29 protein-coding genes are annotated in these 23,598 nt (G+C 66.5%); 6 read left to right on the top strand and 23 right to left on the bottom strand.

Annotated elements, in window-relative coordinates:
- Positions 1-8: 8 nt before the first annotated feature.
- The 7 genes from B2Z70_RS01730 to B2Z70_RS01700 form a co-directional block, all read right to left on the bottom strand.
- Positions 9-431 carry an NlpC/P60 family protein gene (locus B2Z70_RS01730; RefSeq protein WP_009803364.1) on the bottom strand — a complete coding sequence of 141 codons (423 nt, stop codon included), beginning with the start codon at positions 429-431 and terminating at the stop codon, positions 9-11.
- The gene (locus tag B2Z70_RS01725; protein ID WP_292980255.1) at positions 428-1,285 is read right to left on the bottom strand and encodes a phage/gene transfer agent baseplate hub protein; all 858 of its coding nucleotides are present in this window, start codon (positions 1,283-1,285) and stop codon (positions 428-430) included. The genes B2Z70_RS01730 and B2Z70_RS01725 overlap by 4 nt, the downstream gene beginning before the upstream one ends.
- A 235-nt stretch (positions 1,286-1,520) precedes the next feature.
- Entirely contained in the window at positions 1,521-2,078 is a 558-nt protein-coding gene (locus tag B2Z70_RS01720) for an SRPBCC family protein (protein ID WP_292980253.1), read from the bottom strand.
- Between the two features lie 57 nt (positions 2,079-2,135).
- A complete protein-coding gene (locus tag B2Z70_RS01715) occupies positions 2,136-2,753 on the bottom strand; it encodes a DUF2460 domain-containing protein (protein WP_292980250.1) in 618 nt (205 codons plus the stop codon).
- Complete coding sequence (locus B2Z70_RS01710; protein WP_292980247.1) at positions 2,750-3,283, bottom strand: phage tail tape measure C-terminal domain-containing protein; 534 nt, start codon at positions 3,281-3,283, stop codon at positions 2,750-2,752. The genes B2Z70_RS01715 and B2Z70_RS01710 overlap by 4 nt, the downstream gene beginning before the upstream one ends.
- Positions 3,267-3,473, bottom strand: a complete 207-nt coding sequence (locus B2Z70_RS01705) for a phage tail assembly chaperone (protein WP_292980244.1) — start codon at positions 3,471-3,473, stop codon at positions 3,267-3,269. The genes B2Z70_RS01710 and B2Z70_RS01705 overlap by 17 nt, the downstream gene beginning before the upstream one ends.
- Positions 3,470-3,757, bottom strand: a complete 288-nt coding sequence (locus B2Z70_RS01700) for a GTA-gp10 family protein (RefSeq protein ID WP_292980241.1) — start codon at positions 3,755-3,757, stop codon at positions 3,470-3,472. Before B2Z70_RS01700 ends, B2Z70_RS01705 begins: the two co-directional genes overlap by 4 nt.
- A 59-nt stretch (positions 3,758-3,816) precedes the next feature.
- Between B2Z70_RS01700 and B2Z70_RS01695 the strand changes: the two genes are divergently transcribed.
- Positions 3,817-4,014: a hypothetical protein gene (locus tag B2Z70_RS01695; RefSeq protein ID WP_292980238.1), complete on the top strand. Its 198-nt coding sequence runs from the start codon at positions 3,817-3,819 to the stop codon at positions 4,012-4,014.
- On the opposite strand, the gene B2Z70_RS01690 is transcribed toward B2Z70_RS01695, so the two are convergent.
- The 10 genes from B2Z70_RS01690 to B2Z70_RS01645 form a co-directional block, all read right to left on the bottom strand.
- Positions 4,009-4,425, bottom strand: a complete 417-nt coding sequence (locus B2Z70_RS01690; RefSeq protein WP_292980235.1) for a phage major tail protein, TP901-1 family — start codon at positions 4,423-4,425, stop codon at positions 4,009-4,011. The two genes, B2Z70_RS01695 and B2Z70_RS01690, sit on opposite strands and share 6 nt — an antisense overlap.
- Complete coding sequence (locus tag B2Z70_RS01685) at positions 4,422-4,838, bottom strand: DUF3168 domain-containing protein (RefSeq protein ID WP_009803355.1); 417 nt, start codon at positions 4,836-4,838, stop codon at positions 4,422-4,424. Before B2Z70_RS01685 ends, B2Z70_RS01690 begins: the two co-directional genes overlap by 4 nt.
- Positions 4,835-5,422, bottom strand: a complete 588-nt coding sequence (locus B2Z70_RS01680) for a head-tail connector protein (protein WP_292980232.1) — start codon at positions 5,420-5,422, stop codon at positions 4,835-4,837. The genes B2Z70_RS01685 and B2Z70_RS01680 overlap by 4 nt, the downstream gene beginning before the upstream one ends.
- A 74-nt stretch (positions 5,423-5,496) precedes the next feature.
- Positions 5,497-6,702, bottom strand: a complete 1,206-nt coding sequence (locus tag B2Z70_RS01675; protein WP_292980230.1) for a phage major capsid protein — start codon at positions 6,700-6,702, stop codon at positions 5,497-5,499.
- Between the two features lie 33 nt (positions 6,703-6,735).
- On the bottom strand, positions 6,736-7,203 hold the full coding sequence (locus B2Z70_RS01670) for an HK97 family phage prohead protease (RefSeq protein WP_292980227.1): 468 nt from the start codon (positions 7,201-7,203) through the stop codon (positions 6,736-6,738).
- A gap of 30 nt (positions 7,204-7,233) precedes the next feature.
- Positions 7,234-7,488, bottom strand: a complete 255-nt coding sequence (locus B2Z70_RS01665; RefSeq protein WP_009803351.1) for a hypothetical protein — start codon at positions 7,486-7,488, stop codon at positions 7,234-7,236.
- Entirely contained in the window at positions 7,485-8,633 is a 1,149-nt protein-coding gene (locus B2Z70_RS01660) for a phage portal protein (protein ID WP_292980224.1), read from the bottom strand. Before B2Z70_RS01660 ends, B2Z70_RS01665 begins: the two co-directional genes overlap by 4 nt.
- Before the next feature lie 17 nt (positions 8,634-8,650).
- Positions 8,651-9,883, bottom strand: a complete 1,233-nt coding sequence (locus B2Z70_RS01655) for a DNA-packaging protein (protein ID WP_292980222.1) — start codon at positions 9,881-9,883, stop codon at positions 8,651-8,653.
- Positions 9,843-10,352: a hypothetical protein gene (locus tag B2Z70_RS01650; protein ID WP_292980220.1), complete on the bottom strand. Its 510-nt coding sequence runs from the start codon at positions 10,350-10,352 to the stop codon at positions 9,843-9,845. The genes B2Z70_RS01655 and B2Z70_RS01650 overlap by 41 nt, the downstream gene beginning before the upstream one ends.
- 119 nt (positions 10,353-10,471) lie before the next feature.
- Positions 10,472-10,933 (bottom strand): YcgN family cysteine cluster protein, encoded by a 462-nt coding sequence (locus B2Z70_RS01645; RefSeq protein WP_292980218.1) that lies wholly within the window; start codon positions 10,931-10,933, stop codon positions 10,472-10,474.
- Positions 10,934-11,102: 169 nt separating this feature from the next.
- Between B2Z70_RS01645 and B2Z70_RS01640 the strand changes: the two genes are divergently transcribed.
- Positions 11,103-12,974 (top strand): transglycosylase domain-containing protein, encoded by a 1,872-nt coding sequence (locus tag B2Z70_RS01640; RefSeq protein WP_292980216.1) that lies wholly within the window; start codon positions 11,103-11,105, stop codon positions 12,972-12,974.
- Here B2Z70_RS01640 and B2Z70_RS01635 read toward each other — a convergent pair.
- Positions 12,920-13,798: an ion transporter gene (locus B2Z70_RS01635; RefSeq protein ID WP_009803345.1), complete on the bottom strand. Its 879-nt coding sequence runs from the start codon at positions 13,796-13,798 to the stop codon at positions 12,920-12,922. The genes B2Z70_RS01640 and B2Z70_RS01635 overlap by 55 nt on opposite strands.
- Positions 13,799-13,892: 94 nt before the next feature.
- On the opposite strand from B2Z70_RS01635, the gene B2Z70_RS01630 reads away from it, so the two are divergent.
- Both B2Z70_RS01630 and B2Z70_RS01625 read left to right on the top strand, forming a co-directional pair.
- Complete coding sequence (locus B2Z70_RS01630) at positions 13,893-14,309, top strand: PAN/Apple domain-containing protein (protein ID WP_292980214.1); 417 nt, start codon at positions 13,893-13,895, stop codon at positions 14,307-14,309.
- A gap of 92 nt (positions 14,310-14,401) precedes the next feature.
- Positions 14,402-15,490 (top strand): DUF2336 domain-containing protein, encoded by a 1,089-nt coding sequence (locus tag B2Z70_RS01625; RefSeq protein ID WP_009803343.1) that lies wholly within the window; start codon positions 14,402-14,404, stop codon positions 15,488-15,490.
- Here B2Z70_RS01625 and B2Z70_RS01620 read toward each other — a convergent pair.
- The 4 genes from B2Z70_RS01620 to B2Z70_RS01605 all read right to left on the bottom strand — a co-directional run bounded on the left by B2Z70_RS01620 (position 15,487) and on the right by B2Z70_RS01605 (position 19,212).
- Positions 15,487-16,740, bottom strand: coding sequence for a mechanosensitive ion channel family protein (locus B2Z70_RS01620; RefSeq protein ID WP_292980212.1), 1,254 nt, complete (start codon positions 16,738-16,740; stop codon positions 15,487-15,489). The two genes, B2Z70_RS01625 and B2Z70_RS01620, sit on opposite strands and share 4 nt — an antisense overlap.
- On the bottom strand, positions 16,740-18,338 hold the full coding sequence (locus tag B2Z70_RS01615; protein WP_292980210.1) for a peptide chain release factor 3: 1,599 nt from the start codon (positions 18,336-18,338) through the stop codon (positions 16,740-16,742). The genes B2Z70_RS01620 and B2Z70_RS01615 overlap by 1 nt, the downstream gene beginning before the upstream one ends.
- A gap of 64 nt (positions 18,339-18,402) precedes the next feature.
- Positions 18,403-18,816 (bottom strand): hypothetical protein, encoded by a 414-nt coding sequence (locus B2Z70_RS01610; protein WP_009803340.1) that lies wholly within the window; start codon positions 18,814-18,816, stop codon positions 18,403-18,405.
- 57 nt (positions 18,817-18,873) lie between these two features.
- Entirely contained in the window at positions 18,874-19,212 is a 339-nt protein-coding gene (locus B2Z70_RS01605) for a DUF1491 family protein (RefSeq protein ID WP_162011003.1), read from the bottom strand.
- 61 nt (positions 19,213-19,273) lie between these two features.
- Here B2Z70_RS01605 and B2Z70_RS01600 point away from each other — a divergent pair, with 61 nt between their 5' ends.
- Together B2Z70_RS01600 and B2Z70_RS01595 are read left to right on the top strand one after the other, a co-directional pair.
- On the top strand, positions 19,274-20,848 hold the full coding sequence (locus tag B2Z70_RS01600) for a hypothetical protein (RefSeq protein ID WP_292980206.1): 1,575 nt from the start codon (positions 19,274-19,276) through the stop codon (positions 20,846-20,848).
- Between the two features lie 10 nt (positions 20,849-20,858).
- Positions 20,859-21,761, top strand: coding sequence for a hypothetical protein (locus B2Z70_RS01595; protein ID WP_009803337.1), 903 nt, complete (start codon positions 20,859-20,861; stop codon positions 21,759-21,761).
- Between the two features lie 34 nt (positions 21,762-21,795).
- Here B2Z70_RS01595 and B2Z70_RS01590 read toward each other — a convergent pair whose 3' ends face one another.
- The gene (locus B2Z70_RS01590) at positions 21,796-23,562 is read right to left on the bottom strand and encodes a sensor histidine kinase (protein ID WP_292980204.1); all 1,767 of its coding nucleotides are present in this window, start codon (positions 23,560-23,562) and stop codon (positions 21,796-21,798) included.
- Positions 23,563-23,598 lie beyond the last annotated feature (36 nt).

The following is a 23,598-nucleotide window of genomic DNA, read 5'->3' as shown; positions in this document are numbered from 1 at the left end:
TCCTCGCACTAATTTTGAGGGAAGGCATAGGCGCCCGAAATCCGGCGCCGCCAGAACGGCCCCAGCGCGGTCTCGCACACGCTCTGCCCGCGCCAGGCGTGCAGGATGCGATCGGGTTCACTCAAGATCGCGCAATGGCGGGCAAAGCCGTTCGGCGCATAGCGAAACAGCAGCACGTCGCCGGGCCGGGCATGCAAGGCTTCAAGCGGAACCAGCCAGCGCCCCGCCGCGGCGCTCAAGGTGTCGATGCCTGTGCGTTCGGACCAGTCCGGCGCATAGGGCGGCAGGACTTCGGGTTCGGGTCCGCACAGAGCCCGCCACACTCCGCGCACCAGGCCCAGACAGTCACAGCCCGCGCCCTTCACGCTCATCTGATGATGGTAGGGCGTGCCGATCCAGCTGCGCGCTTCGGAGAGGATCAGGGCTCTCATCGCCGCGCGCTCACGGGCCGGACCAAGGCGTCATTGCCCGGCATGTGCGGGCAGCCGCGAAAGTTCAACGCGTTGTTGAAGCGGGAGGCGCAGGTTTCAAAGCGCTTGTCACAGCCCCTGTTCAAATGCACCGCCTGTCCCACCGTCACACCTTCGGGCACGGCGCCCTCAAGCTCGATCACCCGCTCGGCGCCCTCATTCCGCGCCGACACGATGCGCTGATCAGGCCAGCTCGCGCCCGGCCAGCTCAGCACCCCGTGGATCAGCGCGGACGCATCCAGGCTGCTCGCGCCGCTGACCCTCATGGCCCGCGCGGTGATCTGTTCAGACACAGCGCCCTCCGCCCGGCGCCCGGCGGCGTCCAGATCGACGCCGCAGCGCGCATCCCCCAGCTCCGCATCACACAAGCGCGAAAAGGCCCACCCGATGGTGCGATTGAGGCGCGCGCTCAAGCCTGAAACATCCGCTTCAAAGCCCTGATCTCCATGGCGGATCTCGCCCAGCTCGCCAGTGAAGGCGCGCCAGAATAGCGATGGCTCGGTCCAGTCGACGCGATAAAGCGCCAGCCCCGCCCCGTCCCAGACGCCGGCGGCAATGTCCGCGCGCGTGATGACGCCGGAGTCGAGCTGACCGAACACGGCGCCGCGAGCGGGCGCGCCGCCCGTCTCGCTGCGCAGATCGCCATGCGAAAATCCCGAGACAGGCTCGCAATTTACGCCCTCAAGCTCCAGCGCCTGGTCATGGTCGGTGAAACCGAACCTCGCGCCATCCCGTCGGGTCAGGATCCAGACCCAGCACAGGGTCGTGACGCCCGCATCGAGCATCGCCTGCAAGGCCGGTGGAATGTCGATCATGCGACCTCCAACAAAAAACCCCGACGCACGCGCCGGGGTCACAAAGCAACATCATTTCAGACTGAGCACCCCGAGCCTGAAAGGCCCGCAAGCGCGACCGCGCGCCCGCAGCGAAGCGAGGAACTCTCAAAACCGAGCCTGAAAGGCTCGCAAGGCCAAAGGCCGCCCGCAGCTTTAGCGAGGACTGACCGAACGGAGTGAGGGAAAACAGAGAAAAGTCGTCAGCGCGACTGCATCATTCCTCAAACGCCGCGCAGGGCGCTTCAGGCTCCAGATGACAGCCCGCTTCCATATAGGGTTTGAGCCGCCCCTCGATGAAATGCACCCAGACGCGACGGACGATGCCCGCAAGCTCCTCATCCACCTCGCCCGTGATTGCGAGATCGACGGTGAAGCGCGTCTCGTCCGGGTTTTCGCCCTCTTCCAGGGTCCAGCTCGACACCAGCTGCACGGCCCGCCCGCTCAGGCCCAGCGGGCCATCCAGCCGAAGCTGTTCGGGCGCCCGCACGAAGATCACCCGCGCATGGACCACGCCATCAGGCTGTCCCGCTTCAAAGCGCTCATAGAACAGGCCGCCCACTTCGGGCTCGATCACCAGCTCCGCCGGTCCCGGCCAGAAGGTGTGATCCCACCAGGGCGAGACATCGCCGGTCGCCGCCTCGAACACCTCCGCGCGCGGCGCCGCGATCTCCACAATGATCTGGCTGCGAAAGCCCTGCACCTCGAACGCCTCAAGGGCGGGCGCTTCGGGCGCGGCCTGCAGAAGCGTCAATGCGGCAATCCAAGCGATCATGTCATTCTCCCCAGTCTGCCCGACCATGAGGGCGCTGAACTGCGCGCCTGTCCAGCCCTAAAGCCGGACTTCCAGCAAGGGGACCGACGCAATCAGGGCGCCGCCGCCTTCCAGACTCGCCTCGATCTGGTCGACGTCGAACCGGGTCGGCACGTCAAAGCGAAACCCCGCGGTGATCAGGGCGCCGTCGGCGGGCGGCGCTGCGAAGACAATCCAGCCATCCGGCTCCAGCCCGAAACCGGTCTCCACGCCGTCCACCGCCACGCGCAGGCTGTCAGGCTGTGGATGGGTGATCGGACGCCGCCAGGCGTTGGCCGCATCGCCATAGGCCTTGGACAGCTGAAAGCGCGTACGGGCGCCATCCCCGGTCCCGATCCCCTGATCGAACGGTCCGGGCGCCTGACCGCTCGGCCCCGAGCTGTGATCGAACGGATCGGTGAAGCGGAACGCATGAAGCCGGCCTCGCCGCGCCTCGAAGAAGGCGACAAGCCTGGCCAGATCCGCCTGCGACCTCACCCCCGGCGCCGCATCCCAGCGCCGCCGGGAATCGCGCCAGACGGCGTTGCGCTCCTCACGGCCCGAATTGAGCGTGACGATCTCAGTGCGCCGCTCCGGCCCGCCGCGCGCATTAAGCCCGATCGAGAGCGGGAATCGCACATCGTGAAACCCGCTCATAGCTGGCGCCCTCCGCGTTGCACCGCCCGCGCCACCGCCGCCGCGATCTGGCTTTCAGAGCGCCGTACGCTCTCAAGCGGTCCGCCCTGGGTGTTGATGGTGATCGAGATCGGCGCCGCGCCGAGAGCTGAAATCGCTCCGGACTGGCTCGGCGTGAACACCTCCGGTCCCCGCTCGCCGACCAGATAGCGCTCGCCCGCCAGCACCGGCCCGCCCTCGGCGCGCTGGCCCAGCACCCCGCCCAGAAGGCTCGCCGCATTCCCCAGAAGCCCGGAGACGGGCTGCAGCACGAACTGATCGAGTGCGATCTGCGCAAAGCTCTGGGCGATCTGTTCAGCCAGCGCGGAAAAGCTCAATTCGCCCGACCGCGCCGCCCCTTCAAGGCTGTTGGCGATGTCCCGCCCGGCGCTCTCAAACGCCTCTGACAGGGCGTGCGCCGCCAGCGTCCCTTCGCGCGCCGTCTCTTTAAGTTCGCTGCGCGCCGCGCTGGCGCCGGAGGCCAGCTCGGACAGATCAAAGGTGTCGGTCATGTTTCGCTCCATCGGGATAACGCCGCATCAGCGTGTCGAGCACACTCCGGTCCGGCGGCGGCAGGGCGCCCGGCGCCAGAGCTGCGCACAGCGCCCGCCACTCAAGAACCGACAGGCGCCAGAACAGCTCCGGGTTCAGCCCGAAGCGCAGCACCCCCAGCGCGAACCAGCCCCGCCAGTGCGGGCTCATTTGAGGTTCGCCTCAAAACAGGCCAGGACCGCCTGCGCGGCTTCCGCCGGCGCCACGGACTGCGCCAGCACGTCGGCTTCTGCGTGACCGCCCGCCCGCAATACCGCGGTCAGGACCGCCGTCAGATCCGTCGCCGTCAGGGCACGGAACCGCGCCGCCAGCGCCTCCATGCCGTCAACATCCAGCACATGCTCGATCTCCATCAGGGCCGCGAGCGACAGGCGCAATTGAACCGTCGTCTCGCCCAAACGGGCCGAGACAGTTCCAGGTTGAGAGATTGTCATGTGAAAGCCCCAGAGTTCGGGTTTAGTCTCGGCGCAGGATCCCAGCTCAAGGATGACCCATGCGCCGCGCTCTCGCCCTCCTCGCCCTCGCCTCGCCGCTTGTTCTGTGCGGCTGTGAAAGCGTGTTCGAAGAGGTCTATGACGAGCGCTATGAGGATGAATGCGAGGAATTGCGCAATCCCGACGCCTATCGCGCCTGCCTCAATGATCTTGAGGACCATCGGCGCCAGCGCGAGATCGAGGATCGCAATTCATAACGGCGCAAAGCTCAGCGCGCCGGCGGAGCTGAGTGAGATCGAATAGCTCGCCTCGCCGTCATGACGGCCGGAATATTCCAGCGCCGTGACCAGGAACGGGCCTTCGATGACGCCGAAATCCGGCACGATCACCTGAAAGCTGCGCCGGGCCTGATCAAAGAACACGCCGCGCACCGTCTCGTCCGCCGCGCTGTCCACGAATATCCCCGCGCCCGAAATCGCCGCCTGACGCACCCCGGCGCCGTCCAGCAATTCACGCCAGCGCCCCGGACTGTCGGCATGGGTGACATCCACCGCCCGCGCGTTCAGGGAAAGCGTTTTCGCCCGTAAACCCGCGAGACTCGTGAACGTTTCGGGCGATCCGCCATCGCCGATTTTCAGCAAGACACCCTTGCCCGCCTGCGCCGTCATGGCCTGTCTCCTTGAGTTTGAAGTAGCGCCCTCACCCGCGCCAGCCCCTGCATCACGCGGCTGTCAGACGTTGAGAACAGATCGGCGTAGACGACCCGCGCATGGATCGCCGTATGGGGCGGCTCCAGCGCCAGGGACGCCGTATCGAGCGCCGTGCGGATCGCGCCCAGCGCCTGTTTGATCGCCTCGGCGTCATCGCGTCGGCCCCTTATCAGAAGGGTCTGGCGCAATTCGATCAGGCTGGTTTCGCTGGCGTCCGCGGCCTCACTTTCCACGCGTCCCAGATAAAGGAAAGGATAGCGCACGCCCGAGCGCGGCAGGTCAAACACCCGCTCGCCGAGGACCGTCGCCACGCCTGCATCCGCGAGAAAATGGTCCAGAAGTCCGCTCTGGAAGGCGGCTTCCGCGCTCATAGCCGCACCCGTTCAAACGGCGCGAGCAGACGGTCGACCATGTCCGGCGCAGGCGGGCTCTCGCCGCCCTCGCCCCGGTCCGCGCCATAGCTCGCCGCGACCAGATGCAGGATCGCCGCGCGCAAGGGCGCGGGAACCTCGTCCGGCGTTTCGCCATAGCCGGCGGTGAAGTCGATCTCGATGCCGCCAGCTCGAATATCCGGCCGGGGCAAAGCAAAAGGCAGGAGGGCCACCAGCCGTCCCGGCTCACCCGTCTCCACCCGGTATTCCGCAGAATTCCAGTCGGTCAGGTCGCCGTTACGGCCTCGCACCCTGACCGCCTCGACGCTGATCAGCGGCGCCCGCTTGAGCTGAACCGCCAGCCCCGATGCGCTCAACCGGTCCCGCGGCCAGTCCTCCAGCCGCTCGCGCCAGCTCTGGGTGATCAGCGCCAGCCCGGTCCGGGTTTCGACATGCTCGCAGGCGCTTTCGATCAGATCGGCGATCAGGGCGTCATCCTCGGAATGGCTCACCCGCAGCCAGGCTTTCGCCGCCTCCACGCTGACCGGTTCGGTCGCGGGCGGCGTGGTTCGCGTCAGGCTCATCGCGTCGCCTCCTTTTCAAAAAGCAAAGCCCCGGCGCTATGGCCGGGGCTTTGAGGTGGGGAGAGAGGGTTTGATCAGGCGGCGAATTTCAGGAGCTTGATCGCGTCGAAATCCTGCACGCCGCCGCCGACGCGGCGGGTGGTGTAGAAGAGAACGTAAGGCTTGGCGGAATAGGGATCGCGCAGCACCTGAACACCCTGGCGGTCCACCACCAGATAGCCGCGCTCGAAATCACCGAACGCAATCGAGAAGCTGTTGGCGCCGATATCGGGCATGTCCTCGGCCTCGGTGACGGGATAGCCCATCAGGCTGGCGGACTGGCCCGCGCTCTGGGCGGGCTGCCAGATATATTGCCCGTCCGCATCCTTGAACTTGCGCACGGCGGACACCGTGGCGCGGTTCATCACGAACCTTCCCTTGGCGCGATAGCTGGTCTTGGGCGCATAGATGAGATCAATCAGCGCATCCGCCGGGTCAGAGGCGGAGAAGCCGCCCGACACGCCCGTGGCGACAAAGCCCAGCTTGCCCCAGCTCTCCGAACCGACTGCCGCGACCTCATAATCGAGAAAGCCGCGCGGCTTGTTCACGCCATCGCCCAACACAAACGCCCGGCCCTCGGCTTCGGCGAACACGTCACGCACTTCCTCGGCCAGCCATTGCTCGAGATCCACCAGCGCATCATCGAGGATCGCCGGGGTGGCGGCGGGCATGGCGTAGAGCTCGGCTGTCGGGAACTCCAGAAGCTCCAGCGCGGAGGCGTCCGTTTCAGGCCGGCTCGCCGTCTCAGCCGCCCAGGCGCCGGTCGCGCCGCCCGCGCTGACAGGTTTGCGGAAGGTATGCGATGTCGTCTGCTTCACCGTGGCGATGGAGCGGATCGGGCTCACCTCGCGGATCAGGCGTTCAATGCGGGTTTCCAGCTCCGCCGGCGCCACATGGCCCCCCGTCGCGCCCGACTGCCCCGACAGCGCCTTGAGATCGAGCGCCGACGCAGACCCGGTGCGCAGGAAATCGCCCCAGCCCGTGCTCTTGATCGAGGCGCCGGACAGGTCCGGCCTCGCCGCTTCCCGGCTCAGACGATCCAGACGCGATTTGGCTTCATCGAGCGCGGCGTCGATGCGGTTCACCTTCTCGGTGATCAGCGGATCCGCGCCGGTCTTGGATTCCAGCGCATCCAGCCGCTGGTCATTGGCCTCTTTGAAGTGTTCGAACGCGGCCAGCATGTCGGCCATGGCGGCGCGCGTCTCGGCGGAGGGAACCGCCATCTTGGTTTCCCGGCTCATGAGTGTCCTTTCTGACTGGGAAGGAAAAGGCGGTCAGGCCGCCGACGCGGACAGCCGCGCCTTGGAAGGCTCCACAACGCGCAACCGCGCCTGAGCCAGCATGGGGAAGGTCACGATCGACACCTCCCACAGATCCAGTTGAAGCAGATCGCGCCCGCCGCCCGGTCGGGGCGCGGAGCGGATCGTGCGAAATCCGATGGAGAGGCCGTCAACAGCCCCCTCGGCCACCAGCCCCAAAGCGGCCTTGCCGCGCGGGGCGGTCGACAGAATGCGGCCGCGGACATAAAGCCCGCGGCCATCCTCGGCGATCTCGTCCCAGACCCCGACGGGTTCGGTCGCGTCATGCTGGAACAGCATGCGCACCCCGTTCGGACCGCGCGCCTTGAGCCCCTCTGCAAAGGCCCCGGCGCGGACGAGATCGCCGCCCTGATCCTCGATATCAAACAGGCTGGCATAGCCCGCCACCTCCAGCGTCTCGCCAGAGCGCTTCAGCGCCTGCATCGGCGTCTCCATTGTCAAAAGGGGCGGACCTCAGTCCTCTTCGAGCCGACGCTCGATGCGTTCGAGCGCGGCGCGGGAATAGGCCGCGTGCGCTTCCAGCCGCGCCAGACGCTCGGCCACCGGCGCAGACGCATCCGCGCGGGTTTCAAGCTGATCGAGCCGCTCATTCGCCGCCCCGGTCCACATCAGGGCGCCCGCAGTCTGAAGCGTCAAAGCGAGGATGACGCCCAGCGTAATGGATCGATCGAGCCGCCACGGACTGATCGTGTGTGACGTCTCGGTCATTGATCGCCTCCATGCGGGGCCAGACCCAGAAGGCTGCGCTTCTCGTCGTCGGTTAGAAACTCCGCCGAGGCCACCCTGGCCCAGCGCGCCGCGCGTTCGTCGGTGAAGGCGGGCAGGCCGTCTTCATCCACACAGAGCTTCGGGTCCTCGCCCAGCCAGGGCGCCAGAAAGCGATTGAGCGCCATAGCGCAACTCTTCGCCAGCGGCAGCACCGTCTGGCGATAAAACGCCTGATTGGCCTCGCGATAATTGGAATAGGTGTTGTCGCCGGGAAGGCCCAGCAGCATGGGCGGCACGCCGAAGGCCAGCGCGATTTCTCGCGCCGCCTCACGCCTTGCCTCGATGAAATCCATCTCGGCGGGGGAATGCCCCATCGGCTTCCAATCAAGCCCGCCTTCCAAGAGCAGGGGCCGCCCGGCGTTCTCGGCGCCGGTGTACAGGCTCTCAAGCTCCCCCTTCAGGCGCTCGAACTGATCGGGCGTCAAACGCCCCTGCCCGTCGCTTCCGGTCTTCACCACCAGCGCGCCAGAGGGCCGTGCGGCGTTATCGAGCAATGCTTTCGCCCAGGCGCCGCCCGCCGCGTGGACATCGACGGCCCTTGCCGCCGCCTCCATGGGCGACAGGCCATAATGATCATCGGTGGGGTGAAAGCGCTTGAGATGCAGGACGGGCGAGCGGCCCGAGGCGCGATCGCGTTGAAACACTTCCGCGCCCGACGTAGTGCGGTACTCCCAGCCCTCGGCCCAGCCCTTGGGCCCGGTCATTACCCGAACCCGGTCAGGCCGCAGCGCATACAGCGACGGCGCCCCGGTCTCAAAACCCGTCAGATGCAGATAGGCATCGCCCGCCACCTGAAGATGGCTCTGGACCATGTCGATCAGTTCGGGACCGGACTGGTCCGGGTTTGGCGCAGTCAGCAGCGCCAAGGCCGCCTCCCCCGCCCGGCCCTCACCCGCCTTGAACGAGGTCGCGGCGACCGCTTCAGCGACCAGCCGGACGCAGCGATGGGCGACGGCGTTGCGGGCATAGCCCTCGGTCGCGAAAGCGGCATAGCCGCGCGGGCTCCAGCTCGCCCCCGTTCCGAAGCCGAGCGCAAGGGTTCGCCCGGCCGCCTTGCGACCGAGACCCAGCCATTGCTTGAGCATGGCGTTCTCCTGTTGGTTTAAAGCCGCCGCAGCCTGGGGCTGGCGGCCTGTGGGGTCAGGGCGGCGATGGCCCAGACCAGCGCATCCACTCGGTCCGGGCTGCCGTGTTGATCGGGCGCGCCAAAGGCGCACATCTGGTCTTCCAATGCCGGGAGCCGCCCGGCATGGCGCACCCGGCCCCTGGCGTAGAGCGCGGCGACGGGTTCGGCTCTTGCCCGCTTGCCGCGGCTCGCATGCACCAGCCTGATCGGCAGGTCGGGCGCTGCGGCCTGCAACACGGCGCGGACCATGTCCCCGCCCTGATTGGCTTCGGCCACCACCCAGTCCGCATCCACCGCGTCAAAGGCTTCGGCCACTCTTGCCGCCCAGACTTCAGGCCGAGCTTGCAGGCTCATATCCTTGAGGACAACAAGCCGGGCGTCCCGGCCCAAACCCGCGACGCCCGCCGCGATGATCCCGCATTCATCTCCCGTTGCGCTCGCTGGCGGATCGACCGCCACCACGACGCGTTCAGGCTCAAAGGCGGGCAGACCCAGCGCCTGATCGATCAGGTCCCGCGTCCACAAGGCGCCGTCAGGATCATCGATCAGAACGCCCTCAAGCTCCTGCCGGGCCAGCCGCGAGGCGCCATAGCGATCCGTCATCGCGGCGACAAAGCCCGGCGCCAGATTGGCGGCGTTCGCCTGTGTGGCCGCATGGGTCATGACCACGCCAGCTTGTTTGAGCAGCGCCTTCAACGCCGGTATGGGCCTGGGAGTCGTCGTGATCATCAGTCTGGGATCTTCACCCAGCCGAAGCCCCAGCCCCAGCATGTCGAGCGTCTCCTGCGGGCGGGTCCAGGCGGCGAACTCATCCACCCAGGCGCAATCAAATTGCGGCCCGCGCAAGCCGTCCGGATCTTCGGAGGAGAAGCCATGGGCTTCCGCTCCGTTCGGCCAGATCAAACGATGCCGGCTGGCCTCATAGCGGGGGCGTTCGTCCGCCTCGCCGATATTGAGAAAGCCTGACGGGCCGGACACCATCACCTCGCGCACATCGGAAAAGGTCGGCGCCACCAGCGCGATCCGCCTGCGTCCCGCTATCACCTGTGCGCGTATCCATTCGGCCCCGGCGCGGGTCTTGCCCGCCCCCCGGCCGCCCAGAAACAGCCAGATGCGCCAGTCGCCCGGTGGCGGTTTCTGTTCATCGCGCGCCCAGAACGCCCAGCTATTAGCGACGCGCCTGATCTCCTCCGGCGTCTGATTGTGCACCCATGCCCTTCGCTCTGAGATGCTCTGCAAGGCGATCGAGTCGGCGATCAACTTCGGCGTAATAGTCTCGTTTCTCACCTTGGGGCGCCTCCGCCTGTGCGGCGGGCGTAGCGCCCGTCTTCTGTTCGGTCATGGTCTCGCTCCATTGTTTCAGATCGCGTCCCGCGCGGATCAGCGCAGCAATGGTCCGGGCCTGTTTTTCCGCCTGCGCGGCATCGCCCTCATCGAGCCGCGCCATGGCCCGTTCCAGGCGCCGGTTCAGCTCGGCGATCAGGCGCACCGGCGCCGGGGCCGGAAAGTTTTCATCGATCCAGCCGCATCGCAGTATGATTGTGCTGGCTTTCAGCCCATAGGCCTCCGCCAATGCGTCAGCGCTTTCACCGGCCCGCCAGCCTTCATGAATGGCGATCCAGTCAAAGCGTCGCCCGCCCGTCCGTTTCGGCGCCGGGTCAGGCGTCTTCGGGTTCATTTCGACCATGCCTGAAGACTAGGCGATAACCGCCCCGGTCGGATTGATCGCGCACAAAAACCGCCAACGCTCTAAGACATCGGCGGTTCCTGGTTCTCAACTTCGGGATTGGCGCGGATTTATTCCGGCTTTGCGTCCTGCCGGGCGACGATATGGTGCTCGAGATCGTCCTCATGGACGATGTTCTCGCTGATAAGCGTGCCTTTGACCGAATGCCCGGCCTCGATCACGCTATTGGGGTCGCCGGTCTTCAGCGGATGCCAGTCGGGCAGGTCCTTGCCCTCATGCAGCAAGCGATAGGCGCAGGTTTCCGGCATCCATTTGAGCTGGGCGATATTGTCCGCGCTCAGGCGGACGCAGCCGGGGACCTTGCTTTGGCGATTGGCGTAGTCCGAACAGCGAATGGTGTTCAGGTCCAAGAGCTTGCAGCCCACATTGGTGCGCCAGAAGGTGTCCGGATCGTCCTCATCGCCCAGGATGACGACGCAGCACTTGCCGCAGCCATCACACAGGGACTCCCATTCACTCACGCTCATTTCAGAAAGCGTCTTGCGTTCGTAGAAAGGACGAGTATCGCTCATCGCCTGAATTTAGCCGTGATCAGCTGTTCTTGAGATCATTCCCAATACGCCCGTCCGGGCGGCAAACCTGTCGAGGCTCGCCATCACCTTCCGTGCCGATCAAAAGCCCTCCCCATGGACCCGGCTGAAATCCCGCTGGCGCCTGGTCGCCCTGGTCACGGCGCAGATCGTGATCCTGGTCGGGCTGATCAGCGGGATCGCCTTCTGGCGTTGGGCCTACCACGACTTGCCGTCGGTTCCAACTACCGCACAAGAGTTGTGGAGCGTCCGGCGCGAACCGGCAGTGACCGTACTGGCGGAGAATGGCGCAATCCTGGGTCAGCGCGGTCCGCTCTATGCGCGCCCGGTGCGGCTGGACGACCTGCCCGACCATGTGCCCCAGGCCTTCCTGGCGGTCGAGGACCGGCGCTTTTACGAGCATGACGGCTTTGACGAACGCGGCTTTGCCCGCGCCATGTGGGCGAATGTGCGCGCCGGCGGCCTTGTTCAGGGGGGCTCGACCCTGACCATGCAGCTGGTGAAGAACCTGATCCTCAGCCCCGAACGCACGATCCGGCGCAAGATCCAGGAAATCCGCATCGCCACCGAGCTCGAGGACAATCTGACCAAGCAGGAGATCCTCGAGCTCTATCTCAACCGGGTCTATCTGGGCGATCAGGCCTATGGCGTGGAAGCCGCCGCGCGGCGCTATTTCAACAAGCCCGCCAGCGATCTGACCCTGTCAGAAGCGGCGCTTCTGGCGGCCCTGCCCAAGGCGCCCTCGCGCCTCGCGCCCACCTCGAACCTGCCCGCCGCCCGCGCCCGCGCCGCCGAGGTGCTCTATGACATGCTCGACGCCGGTTTCATTGACGAGACCGCCTATCAGGACGCCCTCGAGAACCCGGCGGAGCTGGCCGCCGGGGATGAAAGCTTTGAACCGGGCGCTTTCGGCTATGTGTTCGATCAGGCCCTCGCCGAAGCGCGCCAGCACCTGGGCGACGCGGCGGACACGCCCGACCTTGTCATCCGCACCAGTGTCAGCGTCAGCGCCCAGACCGCCGCCGAGCGCGCCGTCGCCGCGGTGATGGATCTGCAGGCCGAGGCGCGCAACGCCGATGAAGCCGCACTGGTGGCGATGGATCCGCAAGGCCGGGTGCGGGCGATGGTGGGCGGGCGCAATTATGCCGACAGCCAGTATAACCGCGCCGTCCAGGCCCGCCGCCAGCCGGGCTCCGCCTTCAAGCCCGTGGTCTTCGCCGCCGCCTTCGAGGCCGGCATGGAACCCTCCACCGCCTTCAATGACGAACCCATCGAGATCGAGGGCTGGAGCCCGGAGAACTATGGCGGCAACTATCGCGGCCGCATCACCATCGCCGACGCGCTGAAGCGTTCGATCAATACGGTCGCCGCCCAGGCGGGCGCGCAGGTGGGCGCGGACGCGGTCGCGGAAATGGGCCAGCGCCTGGGGATCACCACCGCGCTCAACCCGGTTCCGGCCCTGTCTCTGGGCTCGTCGGGCGTGCGCCTGATCGACATGACGCGCGTCTATGCCGTGTTCGCCAATGATGGCCGCCGTCCGGACCCGGTTCTGGTGCTGGAAGTGCGCAATTCACGCGGGGATCTGCTGTATCAGGCGCCCGAAGCCACCCAGGGGCGTCAGGTGATCGAGGCCGAGCAGGCCCAATGGATGTCCACCCTGCTGCAAGGCGTGATCCAGGACGGCACCGGCCAGCGCGCCCAGCTCAATGGCCGCCGGGCCGCGGGCAAGACCGGCACCAGCCAGAACAGCCGCGACGCCTGGTTCGTCGGCTATACGGGCCAGCTCGTTGCAGGCGTCTGGGTCGGGAATGATGACGACACGCCGACGGACAATGTCACCGGCGGACAACTGCCCGCCGAGATCTGGCGCCGCTTCATGACCGAGGCCCTGCAAGGCCAGCCGGCCCTTGAGCTGACAGCCCCCGCCCCGCAGCGGCGCGGCGCCCGCGAGGAAGCGCTGGCGGCGTATTACTCGGAATTGTCCGCCCGGTTCGAGTCGCTCAAGGACGGCATCGACGACTGATCCGCATCGACTTTTTCAGCCAGCAGGGCGCGCATTTCGTGCATTTCCCGCCGCATGGCGCGCATTTCATGGATCAGGGTCTCGCGCTCGTCATGGGCGATGTTCTGGCGCTCGGTCTCGGCGTCAAAATGCTTGGACTGCATGGAGTCCACGATGACGGCGATGAAGAGGTTCAGCACCGCAAAGCTCGTCACGATCACGAAGCCGACAAAGTAGATCCAGGCATAGGGATGCTCGGCGATGACCGGGCGGGCCACGCCCATGGACCAGCTCTCCAGCGTCATGACCTGGAACAGGGTGTAGGCCGAACCGCCCAGATCGCCGAAGAATTGCGGATGGGTGCCCGAAAACAGCTTCGCGCCCATGACCGAGGCGACATAGAAGATCACGCCCAGCACCAGCATGATGGCGCCCATGCCCGGGATCGCCTTGCCCAGCGCCTCGACCACAGAGCGCATTTCAGGGATCACAGAGAACAGGCGGAACAGCCTGAGCACGCGCAGCGCCCGCAGCACGGTGAAGGCGCCCGCCGCCGGAATCAGGGAAATCGCCACCACGGCGAAATCGAACCAGTTCCAGCCCGACTTGAAGAAGTTCAGGCGATGCACGATCAGCTTGAGCAGGATCTCCACCACGAAGGCGGCGATGATGGCATGGTCGGCGAAGGTCAGGACCTGCACCACGATCTCGGGCAGCGGATAGGTCAGAAGCCCCAGGATCGCCGCGTTGATCAGGATCAGCGCCGTGATGGTGTTGCGGAAGGCCGCGCTCGCCAACAGGCGTTCAAGGGCGTTCTTGGGTTTCTCGGCCGACGCGTCGCTCATGACAGGCTCTTCTCTGGAGTGGATCGCGCTTGGTTAGCCGTGCGCCGGGACCGGCGCAACGGTTTGTCAAAGTCGTGATGGCATATTCCAAGCCATGATGGCTGTCTTCCTCCTGATGCTGCAAACCGCAGCGCCCGCTCCGACCGCCCTGCCTCCGGCGGCGGTGATCGAGAATCACGCCCGCCGCGGCGTGCTCGTCCGGCTGGACGGCGCGGCGGCGCAAAGCGTGCAAGCGTGCATCAGCGCCTGCGCCCTGAACGCCGCGTGCCAGGCCTGGACCTACCGGCCCGTGCAGACGGCGCGCGCCGCGCGCTGTGACCTGCATCCCATCGCCGGGCCCAGCCAGTATGCCCCGGGGGCCCTGACCGGCCTGTCGCCCGCCCTTGCCGCGCGGATCGAAGCGGGCGCCGAGCGCGCGCCCAGCCCGCGCGAGCGCACGATGCTGTCCGCCCCCGGTCGAGCGCCCGCTCCTGCGGCCGGGCGCAATAGCGATCTCGCGGGCGGCGGGTAAAAAAACCCGACTGAACCGCGCATTAACCATGGTGCGGCACGGTTTCTTTACTCGCATGCAAGCAATATGGCGTGCTCATTGCGGAGGCCCGGATGTCGGTTTCGTCCAAGCTGCACAAGCTGACCGAACTTGCGAAAGAAAAATCGTCTGATCGCCGCCGCGAATTGCTCCGCGAGGTGACGGACCTGTTCTTTGACGCGCCGCCGGCCGGCGACAGCGCCGCCCAGGGCCAGTTTGACGACATCCTGCAAACCCTCGCCAACGAAACCGCCCAGGACGCGCGCGCCGAGCTGGCGGACCGGTTCGCCGACGCGCCGTTCGCCCCCAAGGGCCTGATCCAGCAACTGGCCAAGGACGCCATCGAGGTCGCCGCGCCCATCCTGTCGCGCTCGTCCGTGCTGAGCGAGGAAGACCTCGTGACCATCGTGCACGAGACCGGCCAGGCGCATATCCAGGCCATCGCCAGGCGCGAAACCGTGTCCGAACGCCTCTCCCACGCCATCGTGGAGAAGGGCGATGACCACACGGTCGCAGCCCTGATCCGCAATGACGGCGCCCAGCTGTCGCGCTCCACCTTTGAAGAAGTGGCCCGCCGCGCCGAGGACAGTGAAATCCTGCAGGCGCCGATCGTCGAGCGCGCGGACGCCCCGGCCGACCTTCTGAACGACCTGATGGTGGTCGTCAGCCGCACCCTGCGCGACAAGATCACCCAGCGCTTCGACAAGCTGGAGCCGGGCGTGCTCGAGGCCGCCCTCGCCGCCTCCCAGGCCCGGCTTGAAAAGCGCATGGCCGAAGACAAGGCGCTCGTTGAAGCCCAGCGCTTCATCGCCTCCAAGCGCGTGCGCAAGGAGCTGGACGGCGCCCTTCTGGTCAGCCTGCTGCGCGAACGCAAGCCCGTGCATTGCGCGCTTGGCTTCGCCGAGCTCACCGGCGTGGATTACTACACCGCCAAGCGCGCCTTCGAGCACAAGAGCCCGGACGGCCTGGCGCTGATCTGCAAGGCGGCGGGCATCGAGAAGGCGCTGTTCGTCACGCTCGCCGTTCTGCGCAGCCAGGCGGCGGAGAACGCCTTCAATGATGCGCGCGAAATCGGCGCCATCTATGAAAAGCTCGAACCCGATCAGGCCGAACGCGCCTTGCGGTTCTGGAAGCTTCGCAAGCAGGCCGCGGCCGCCGCCTAGCGACCGTCTCCGCTTTCCCCATCGTGATTTTCGCCGCGGGCGATCTGCCGGTTCTGCTTTTCGGGATCGTCGTGGGGGATGTGCTTTTTCACTTTGGGCGGCACGAACACCTCCGCCCCGTCATCCATGTAGATGGTGGTGGACGGGAAGGCGAAGCCGGTCCCGGCCTCTTCCACGATGCGCTTGATGGCGAAGGCCAGCTCTTCCTTGATGCGCAGCCACTCGCCCCAGTTCGTGGTGGTGGTGAAGCAATACAGGAAGAAGTCGATCGAGGACGGCCCGAACTTGTCCACATGCATGAAGGTGGACACTTCAGGCGGCTTGGCGAACTCGGGATGGTTCAGCACCCAGTCCAGCACCTCGTCGCGGATATAAGCCAGCTGGTCGGTGGTGGTCTTGTACTCCACGCCGATGACCCATGAGATCCGGCGATGGGTCATGCGGGAGAAATTGGTCACCGCCTTGTCCGACAGGAAGGCGTTCGGCACATAGACCGGCCCCTTGTCGAAGCGGCGCACCAGGGTGGAGCGGAAATTGATCTGCTCGACCGTGCCTTCCACCACGCCGTCCACCTTGATCCACTCGCCCGGCACGAAGCGCTTCTCGGTGAGGATCAGGATGCCGGCGATGAGGTTCTTGAACAGGTCCTGCGCGCCAAGGCCGACCGCGACGCCCAGCAGCCCGAGACCGCCGATCACCGGCGCCACAGGGATGCCCCAGGCGCTCAGGGCGGCTGCCACGCCAATGATGACGAACAGGATTTTCAGCGCCTTGGACAGCCAGTCGATCATCACCGGGTTCAGCGCCCGGCGCAGCGGCTTGAACAGGTGCGCGACCGGGTCGACCGCGTTCCGCAAGCCCCAGAACAGCGCCACGATCACCAGCGTCTGCACCAGGCTGTCGCCGCTGATCGCGGCGTTCTCGCCCCGCAGCCCCAGAATGTTGACCGCGATATAGACGCCGATGATCACCGGGATCAGCTTGATCGGGCCGTAGAGCGCATCCAGCAGCTTGTCATCAAGCTGGGTCTCGGTCTTTTCAGTCGCCGTGCGCACCCGGTTGATGATCAGCGCGGAGAACAGCCCGCGGAACAGGAAGGCGATGACGATGACGCCCAGCGCCGCCAGACCAGCCCCCACGGACAGGCCCAGAAAGCTGGTGTCCCAGACCGTCTGGACGATATCGACAAGGTCGTTCACCGATGCCCGGACAGGCTCTGGCAATTGTTCGGCGACGGACGGCGCGGTCATCAGCTGCGTTCCTTGGTGGCGTGGAAGGTGATGTTGGGGAATTTCTCCTGGGAATAATTCACCTCCCAGGCCGATTTCGCCATGAACACCGGGTCGCCGTCGATATCCTCGGCGATCGCCGATTTGTGCCGGTCGATGAAGGCGGCGATATCCGCATCCGAACCGGTGATCCAGCGCGCCGTGTCATAGGGGCTGGCTTCAAACACCACCTCGATGCCGTATTCGTCCGCGACGCGTTGCGCCATCACATCGATCTGCAGCGCGCCCACCGCGCCAATGATGAACTCGCCGCCCAATTGCAGGCGGAAGAGCTGCGTCACGCCCTCTTCGGCGAGGGATTCGAGCGCCTTCTTGAGGTGCTTGGCCTTGAGCGGGTCTTTCAGACGCGCCCGGCGCAGCATCTCCGGCGCGAAGTTCGGAATGCCCGCCACGCGCCATTTGCCGCTTTCCGACAGGGTGTCCCCCACGCGCAGAACGCCATGGTTGGGCACGCCCATCACATCGCCCGCGAAGGCTTCGTCGGCGATCTCGCGATCGGACGCGAAGAACAGGATCGGATTGTGCACCGACAGCGTCTTGCCCGCTTCGGTCTTCAGCTTCATGCCGCGTTTGAACTGGCCCGAGCTCAGGCGCACGAAGGCCACCCGGTCGCGGTGATTGGGGTCCATGTTCGCCTGGACCTTGAAAACAAAGCCCGCGACTTCCTTGTCGCCCGGCTCCAGCGTCTCGCGGGGCCCCTTGGCGGCGGCCTGGGGCTGGGGTCCCGGCGCATGGTCGGCCAGGGCGTCCAGCAGTTCGTGCACGCCGAAGCGGCGCAGCGCAGACCCGAAATAGACCGGGCTGAGATGGCCCTCTTCAAAGCTCGCCTGATCAAACTCGGGCAGCAATTCACGCGCCATCTCGGCGCCTTCGGTGACTTCCGCGATCTCTTCGGCGCTCAGAACGCCCGCAATCCCGTCACCGTCCAGCGGCACGCGTTCTGAGCGGCTGACCTCGCTGTCATCGGGGCGCTTGTAGAGCACGAACTCGTTCGTGGTCAGATCCGCAACGCCCTTGAAGCGGTTGCCCGACCCGCACGGCCATTGCATCGGCGTGACGTCGAGCGCCAGCTTGTCCTGGATGTCATCGAGCAGTTCGGACGGCTCCATCGCCTCGCGGTCGAACTTGTTGATGAAGGTGATGATCGGGATGTCGCGCAGGCGGCACACTTCGACGAGCTTCAGGGTGCGCGGCTCCACGCCCTTGGCGGCGTCCAGCACCATGATGGCGCAGTCTGCAGCCGTCAGCGTGCGATAGGTGTCTTCGGAGAAGTCCTCGTGACCGGGCGTATCGAGCAGGTTGAAGATGAGATCGCGATACTCATACGTCATCACCGAGGCGGAGACCGAGATCCCGCGCTCGCGCTCGATCTTCATCCAGTCCGACTGGGTGCGGCGGTTCTCGCCCCGCGCGCGCACCTGGCCGGCCAGACGAATGGCGCCCGCCTCCAGAAGCAGCGTCTCGGTGAGCGTCGTCTTACCCGCGTCAGGGTGAGAGATGATGGCGTAGGTGCGCCGGCGCGCCCATTGCGCGCCGTCAGCGGCGGTGGTCATCGGCATATCCTGCAAAGTGTTCAGACCCGCGAGGTAGCCGAGCCGCCCGCCGCACGCAAGCGCTAGGGCTTCAGGCCTGCATCCGCGCCGGCGCCTGGGACCAGACCGCCATGTTCGCCGTATGCCCGGACAGGCGTCCATCCGCTTGCAGGTCCATGAGCTGTTTCATGGTCACAAGCGACACGGAGGCGAGGCGCACCTGCACCTCCGCCGAGCTCTTGGCGGTCTGCGGCGCCACGGCCAGCAGCGCATTGGCTTCGTTGGTCTTGAGCGCCACCAGCGCAGACAGGAAGATTCCGCTCTCCGGATCTGACTTGGCGAGCGCCGGACGCTCCCAGACCCATTCACGAACCATCTTGATCACCTGGCCGATGCGCAGGCCGCGCAGGGCGATGGGGTTGATCCCCAAGGCTTCCCCCCGCTCGCGCGCCGTCTCCGCGACGTCACCCAGATCGTAAAGAGCATCGTTGAACAAAAACAGCATGTTGAATGTAACCCGTCGGCGTTTTCCCAACCCGTGGCTCATCCTAACCCAGCGATCTTAAGAATTATCAATCGCCTCGTTAAGGAAGTGTCGACCATGCGGGTCGTCCACCTCCACCAGCCAGAGATCGGGATCATCCTCGATCCGCCGACGGGCATAGCCCTCCGCGTCCTGTTCCGGCACGGGATCAGGGCCCAGCGGGGTCATCCACACCCGCTCCCCCTGCATGTTGCGCATCGGCGCATAGAGCTGGGCCATGCGTTCGGGCAGCAGGGTTTTCAACAGGATGACGCCTGCATCCGGGTCGCCCTTATGCGCCACATACACGCTGGCGCCGGCGCTTTCGGCCCGCCACCGCAAGGCATCCACCCAAAATCGCGCTCTGAGATCGGTCATCGTCATTTCACTTGATGGCAAAGCAATTGCTTAATAGTTTGTTAATTGAGGGGAGCGTGCCATGCTGACACAAAATCGTTCATTCGGCCTTATTCTTATGGGCCTGATGTCTCTTGTCGTGCTGACGACGCAGGCGCAGGCGCAGGACCAGAGGGCTGCGCGCTCTGAAGAAGTCCTGCTGACCGAGCTGACCCACGATGCGAGCGATCTGCGGCTGGACGCGGATCATCGCGAAATCCGCATCCCCTTCACCATCGCGCCCAGCGCCGATCCGCAAGCGATCGAGCTGCTGATGAACGCCATTCCCGACAGCGCGCACTCGGATGGCCGCATCGAGGCGTTTGTGAACCGCTCGCGCGCCGTGGTCCTGCAACCGCGCGCCGAACCCTTCGAGGCGCGCTTCTCGCTCTATTCCGATGATCTGCGCGCTGGCGACAACACGCTGATCCTGCGCCTTGTCGATCCGGGCGAAGACGGCTGGACGATCAGCGCCCAGGCCAGCCGCCTGCGCATCGCCGCCGCGCCGCCCCATGGCTATTCGGGCCTGTCTGAAGTGGAAGCGGCGCTGAACGCCGACTTCGCCGCCCCGCGCCGGGTGCATATCGATGCGCGCGAAGCGGGCGAGGACGAGCTCGCCGTCGCCGCGCTCATCGCCCAGGGCCTGGCCCTGCGCATGGGCGAGGCGCCGATCCTCGTCAGCGACGCCGAAGTCGCCGAAATGGTCGTCACCGCCCATGTGCGCGGCGCCGGCGCCCCTGCGATCGATCTCACCGGTCCGTCCGAGGTGCGCCTGTCCGCCGCCTCGCCCGCCGCCCTGATTGCTTCGGCGCGCCTGTTCGCCGCCCGCTCCATGCAGGCGCACACGGTCCGCTTTGACATGGCCGCAGCGCTCAACGCGCCGCGACTGGTCCGCACGCCGCCGGCCTCCACCGGCGACACGCACGCCCTCGCCGGTCTCGCCAGCATGGGCGCGCCCTTCGGTCTGGATCAGGGCGGTCGCGCCGCCGTGGTCATCGCAGGCGAGGATGAAGACCAGCGCAACGCCGCCCTGTCGGTGATCGCCCGCGCCGGTCTGGCGTCGGGTTCGGCCTGGCTCTACGCCTGGTTCGGCGATGACATCAACGCTGCGCCCGAACGCTATGACCTGATGGTGCTGGGACCGCAGGAAGCGCTCGACCCGCGCCTTCTGGCCGCCGCGCCTGTGGAAGTGCGTGCTGCGGCGAACGCCGCCGCCAATCGCGCCCCCCAACGCCGACGCTATTACGGCTCGACCGCCTACGCCGCCGACCCCACCGAACGCGATGCGCGCATTACTGGCGTCGCCGCCCTGTTCGACACGCCCGAAGGCCGTCAGGTGGCCCTGTTCACCGCGCCTGACGGCGCAGACTTCGCCCGCGCCGCCAAACGTCTGGCGCGTTCGGAGCTGTGGAGCGAGCTGGATGGCCGCGCGGCGCTCTGGGATGCGGCGAACGTCACCCATTTCGGCCCCTCCTCCGCCCCGCGCTTCTCGGCGGAATGGATCAGCGGCCAGTTGCGCGCCCATGACGAATGGTTTGCGCTGGGCGCCTTCTCGCTGGCGGTGCTTCTGCTGCTCGGCAGCATCAATGTAAACCGGACGTCAAGACGCCGCGCCTAGACTGGAGGGCATGTGGACTTCCGCGCTCGCCCTTCTGACCGCCCAGGCCGTCTTTGACGCCGACGCCTCCTTTGACGCCTATGAGCTGCGTCTGGAGGCCCGGTCGGCCGATAATGCGTGTTCCGTCTTCACCGCCGTCGAGCGGGCGCTTCTGGACGCCGCCATCAAGCGCTCGCGTGATGATGCGGTGATGCAGGGCGCAAGCCCGGGCCAGCTCGACGGGTTCGAGCAACGCCAGGACGACGCCTTCTCCATCGCCTGCCGCGAGGCCTTTGATCTGCCCGGCGTCACGCTGCACCGGCAGGAAACTCTGCGCCTGAGCGGCTTTGATCAGGCGCGCTTTGAAGGTCGCGCCCAGGGCTGGACGGCCCAGCGCGGCGGGTTGTCCGACGAGTTCGCCCAATGGCGCATCGTGCAGAGCCTGCGCCAGGGCGCGGCCAATTTCGGGATCTTCCAGCAGGGGGACGAAACCGCATTGGCGCTCAGCCTGCGCACCGCCCTGCGCCCGGCCTACGCCGTCGCCTATGTGCGGGATGTGGAGCGCGCGCCCGAGCCCGTGGACCTGACCGCCGGCGGCTTGCTGCCCCCGCCGGACGAGGATCCGGTCAGCGCCTGGGGCGCCCCGTCAGACCGGCTGGAGCGGGTGTTCGCCACCGAAACCCTGAGCCGTCAGCGCGCCGGGGAGCTGGCGCCGGCCAGCGGACAGCCCGCCGTGGGCTTCATTTTTCCGCAGGCGCTGACCGAAGAGCTGGCCAATCTGTCGCCCCGCGAAGGCGCGCGCATCGATCTGTATGACGGCACGGGCGCGGTGATTGATCGCTATTGGGTGGAAGTGGGCGCGTTCGACGCCGCCCTCGCCTTCATGCGGCTGCCGACCATGGCGCCGCAAAGCACGGCAACAGCGTCGAACTGATCCGGTATCGAGACACAGACGAGCGGCGCCAGGCTTACGCCGCGCCGTCTTTCGCCTGGATGATCACCTCGCCCGCCTGCTGGGCGGCGGCGATGCGCTGATGCACTTCGAGCGGCGCAAAATCGGTGACGGTGCTTTTCGCCTCTCCCATCACCGGCAGGCGCACGGTGACCGTGGTGCCCTGACCGCGGGCGCTCTGAACCTTGACGGTCCCGGACTGCATCTCGGCCAGAGCCTGCACCAGCGACAGGCCCAGCCCCGTGCCGCGTTCAGAGGTTTCCTTGCCCGAGCGGGTCTGGTGATAGGGCTTGCCCAGATCGGCGAGTTCATCCTCGCCAATGCCGACGCCGCTATCGCCCACCGCCAAAACGAGCTCCGCCCCGTCCTGACGCGCCATCACCACGACCGCGCCGCCTTCGGGCGTGAACTTCACGGCGTTCGACAGAAGGTTCAGAAGGATCTGGCGCATCGCCTTGCGGTCGGCCTTCACCGGCAGATCCGCATCGCCCGGCTCGCAATAGAGCGCAATGCCGCGATCCTTGGCGCGCGGGCTGATCATCTTGGCGCAGATCGACACCACGTCGCGGGCGTCGAACTCTTCCGGCGTCAGCTCGTACTTGTCCGCCTCGATCTTGGACATGTCGAGCACGTCCCCGATCAGCTCCAGAAGATGCTCGCCGCTTTCATGGATCAGATCGCCGTATTCGGCGTAGCGCGCGGGCAGCGGGCCGAACAGGCGCTGCTTGATGATGTCGGAGAAGCCGATAATCGCGTTGAGCGGGGTGCGCAGCTCATGGCTGACCGCCGCCAGGAATTCGGACTTGGACTGGCTGGCCGCCAGCGCCGCATCGCGCTCGGCCTCGAGATGAGCGATCGCCTCGGGCGTCGCCGCACCGGCGAGGCTTTCCGCTCCGCGCGGTTCCTCGAGACTCAGCACAAAGCCGGTTTCCGTAGCCTGGGCGTGCGCATCCAGCGCCTGACGCGCGCCGCGGCGGCTGCGCACCGGAAAGCTGAAGGCGCTGTCAGCCAGAGCGCCGTCCGACAGGGCGGAGCGAAGCCCGGCCTCGATTTCGACCCGTCCCGCATCATCAAAGGCCAGCCCCGTGACGTCGAGCCCGTTCATGTCCCGCGGCGCGCCCGGCGCGAAACCGCGCATGCGATGGGAAACCGCTGCGATCCGCCCCTTGCGATCAAGCGTCATCAGAGCGGTCGGCGCATGCTCGAACCCGTGCGCCGCCGGCGCCAGGGCCCGGATTTCGGCGCGGGCGCGGTCCAGAGCGCCCAGAAGCTGGACCCGGGCGCAAAAGCCCGACACGGCGAAGAAGATGGCGAGAGCCAGCCCCGTGACCGGGCTGGCGACGAGGCTTGCAGAGCCCGCGCTCAACGGCGCCCAGGCGCTGGCGATGGCGATCATCAGGAAAGCCAGCGTGTTCATGGTGGCGCTCAGACGCACATCCTTGCGCAAGCCCGCAGCCGAAAGCGCCGCCGGCCCGGTCAGGAAGGCCAGCGCGGCCGGAGACAGGGCCGAGCCCAGCGCCAGAGCCGCGGCGAAGCCGGGCAGCGTCCAGGCCAGGGCCAGCACGAACCGCACGCTGTCGCGGTGAGAGGTGCGATGACCGCCCAGCAGAAGCCCGAGCAGACCCGGCGCGGCGGCCAGACCCAGAACGCCCAGATCGCCTTGCGACAGAGGCGTTTGCGCCTTCACGCCCACAAGCACGACCAGAGCCAGCCAGCCGCCATGAATCAGGCGCGCCGCCTGTTGATCCATGAAGCGTTCGAGGTGGGCGAAGGCAGGGCGCATCGATGCGAATCTCGACTCACAAATGAGAATAGAACC

This window comes from Oceanicaulis sp. UBA6590 (genome assembly GCF_002433705.1).
Lineage (GTDB): Bacteria > Pseudomonadota > Alphaproteobacteria > Caulobacterales > Maricaulaceae > Oceanicaulis.
The sequence above is the reverse complement of the archived record's forward strand: the minus strand, read 5'-3'. Positions and strand labels throughout refer to the sequence as shown.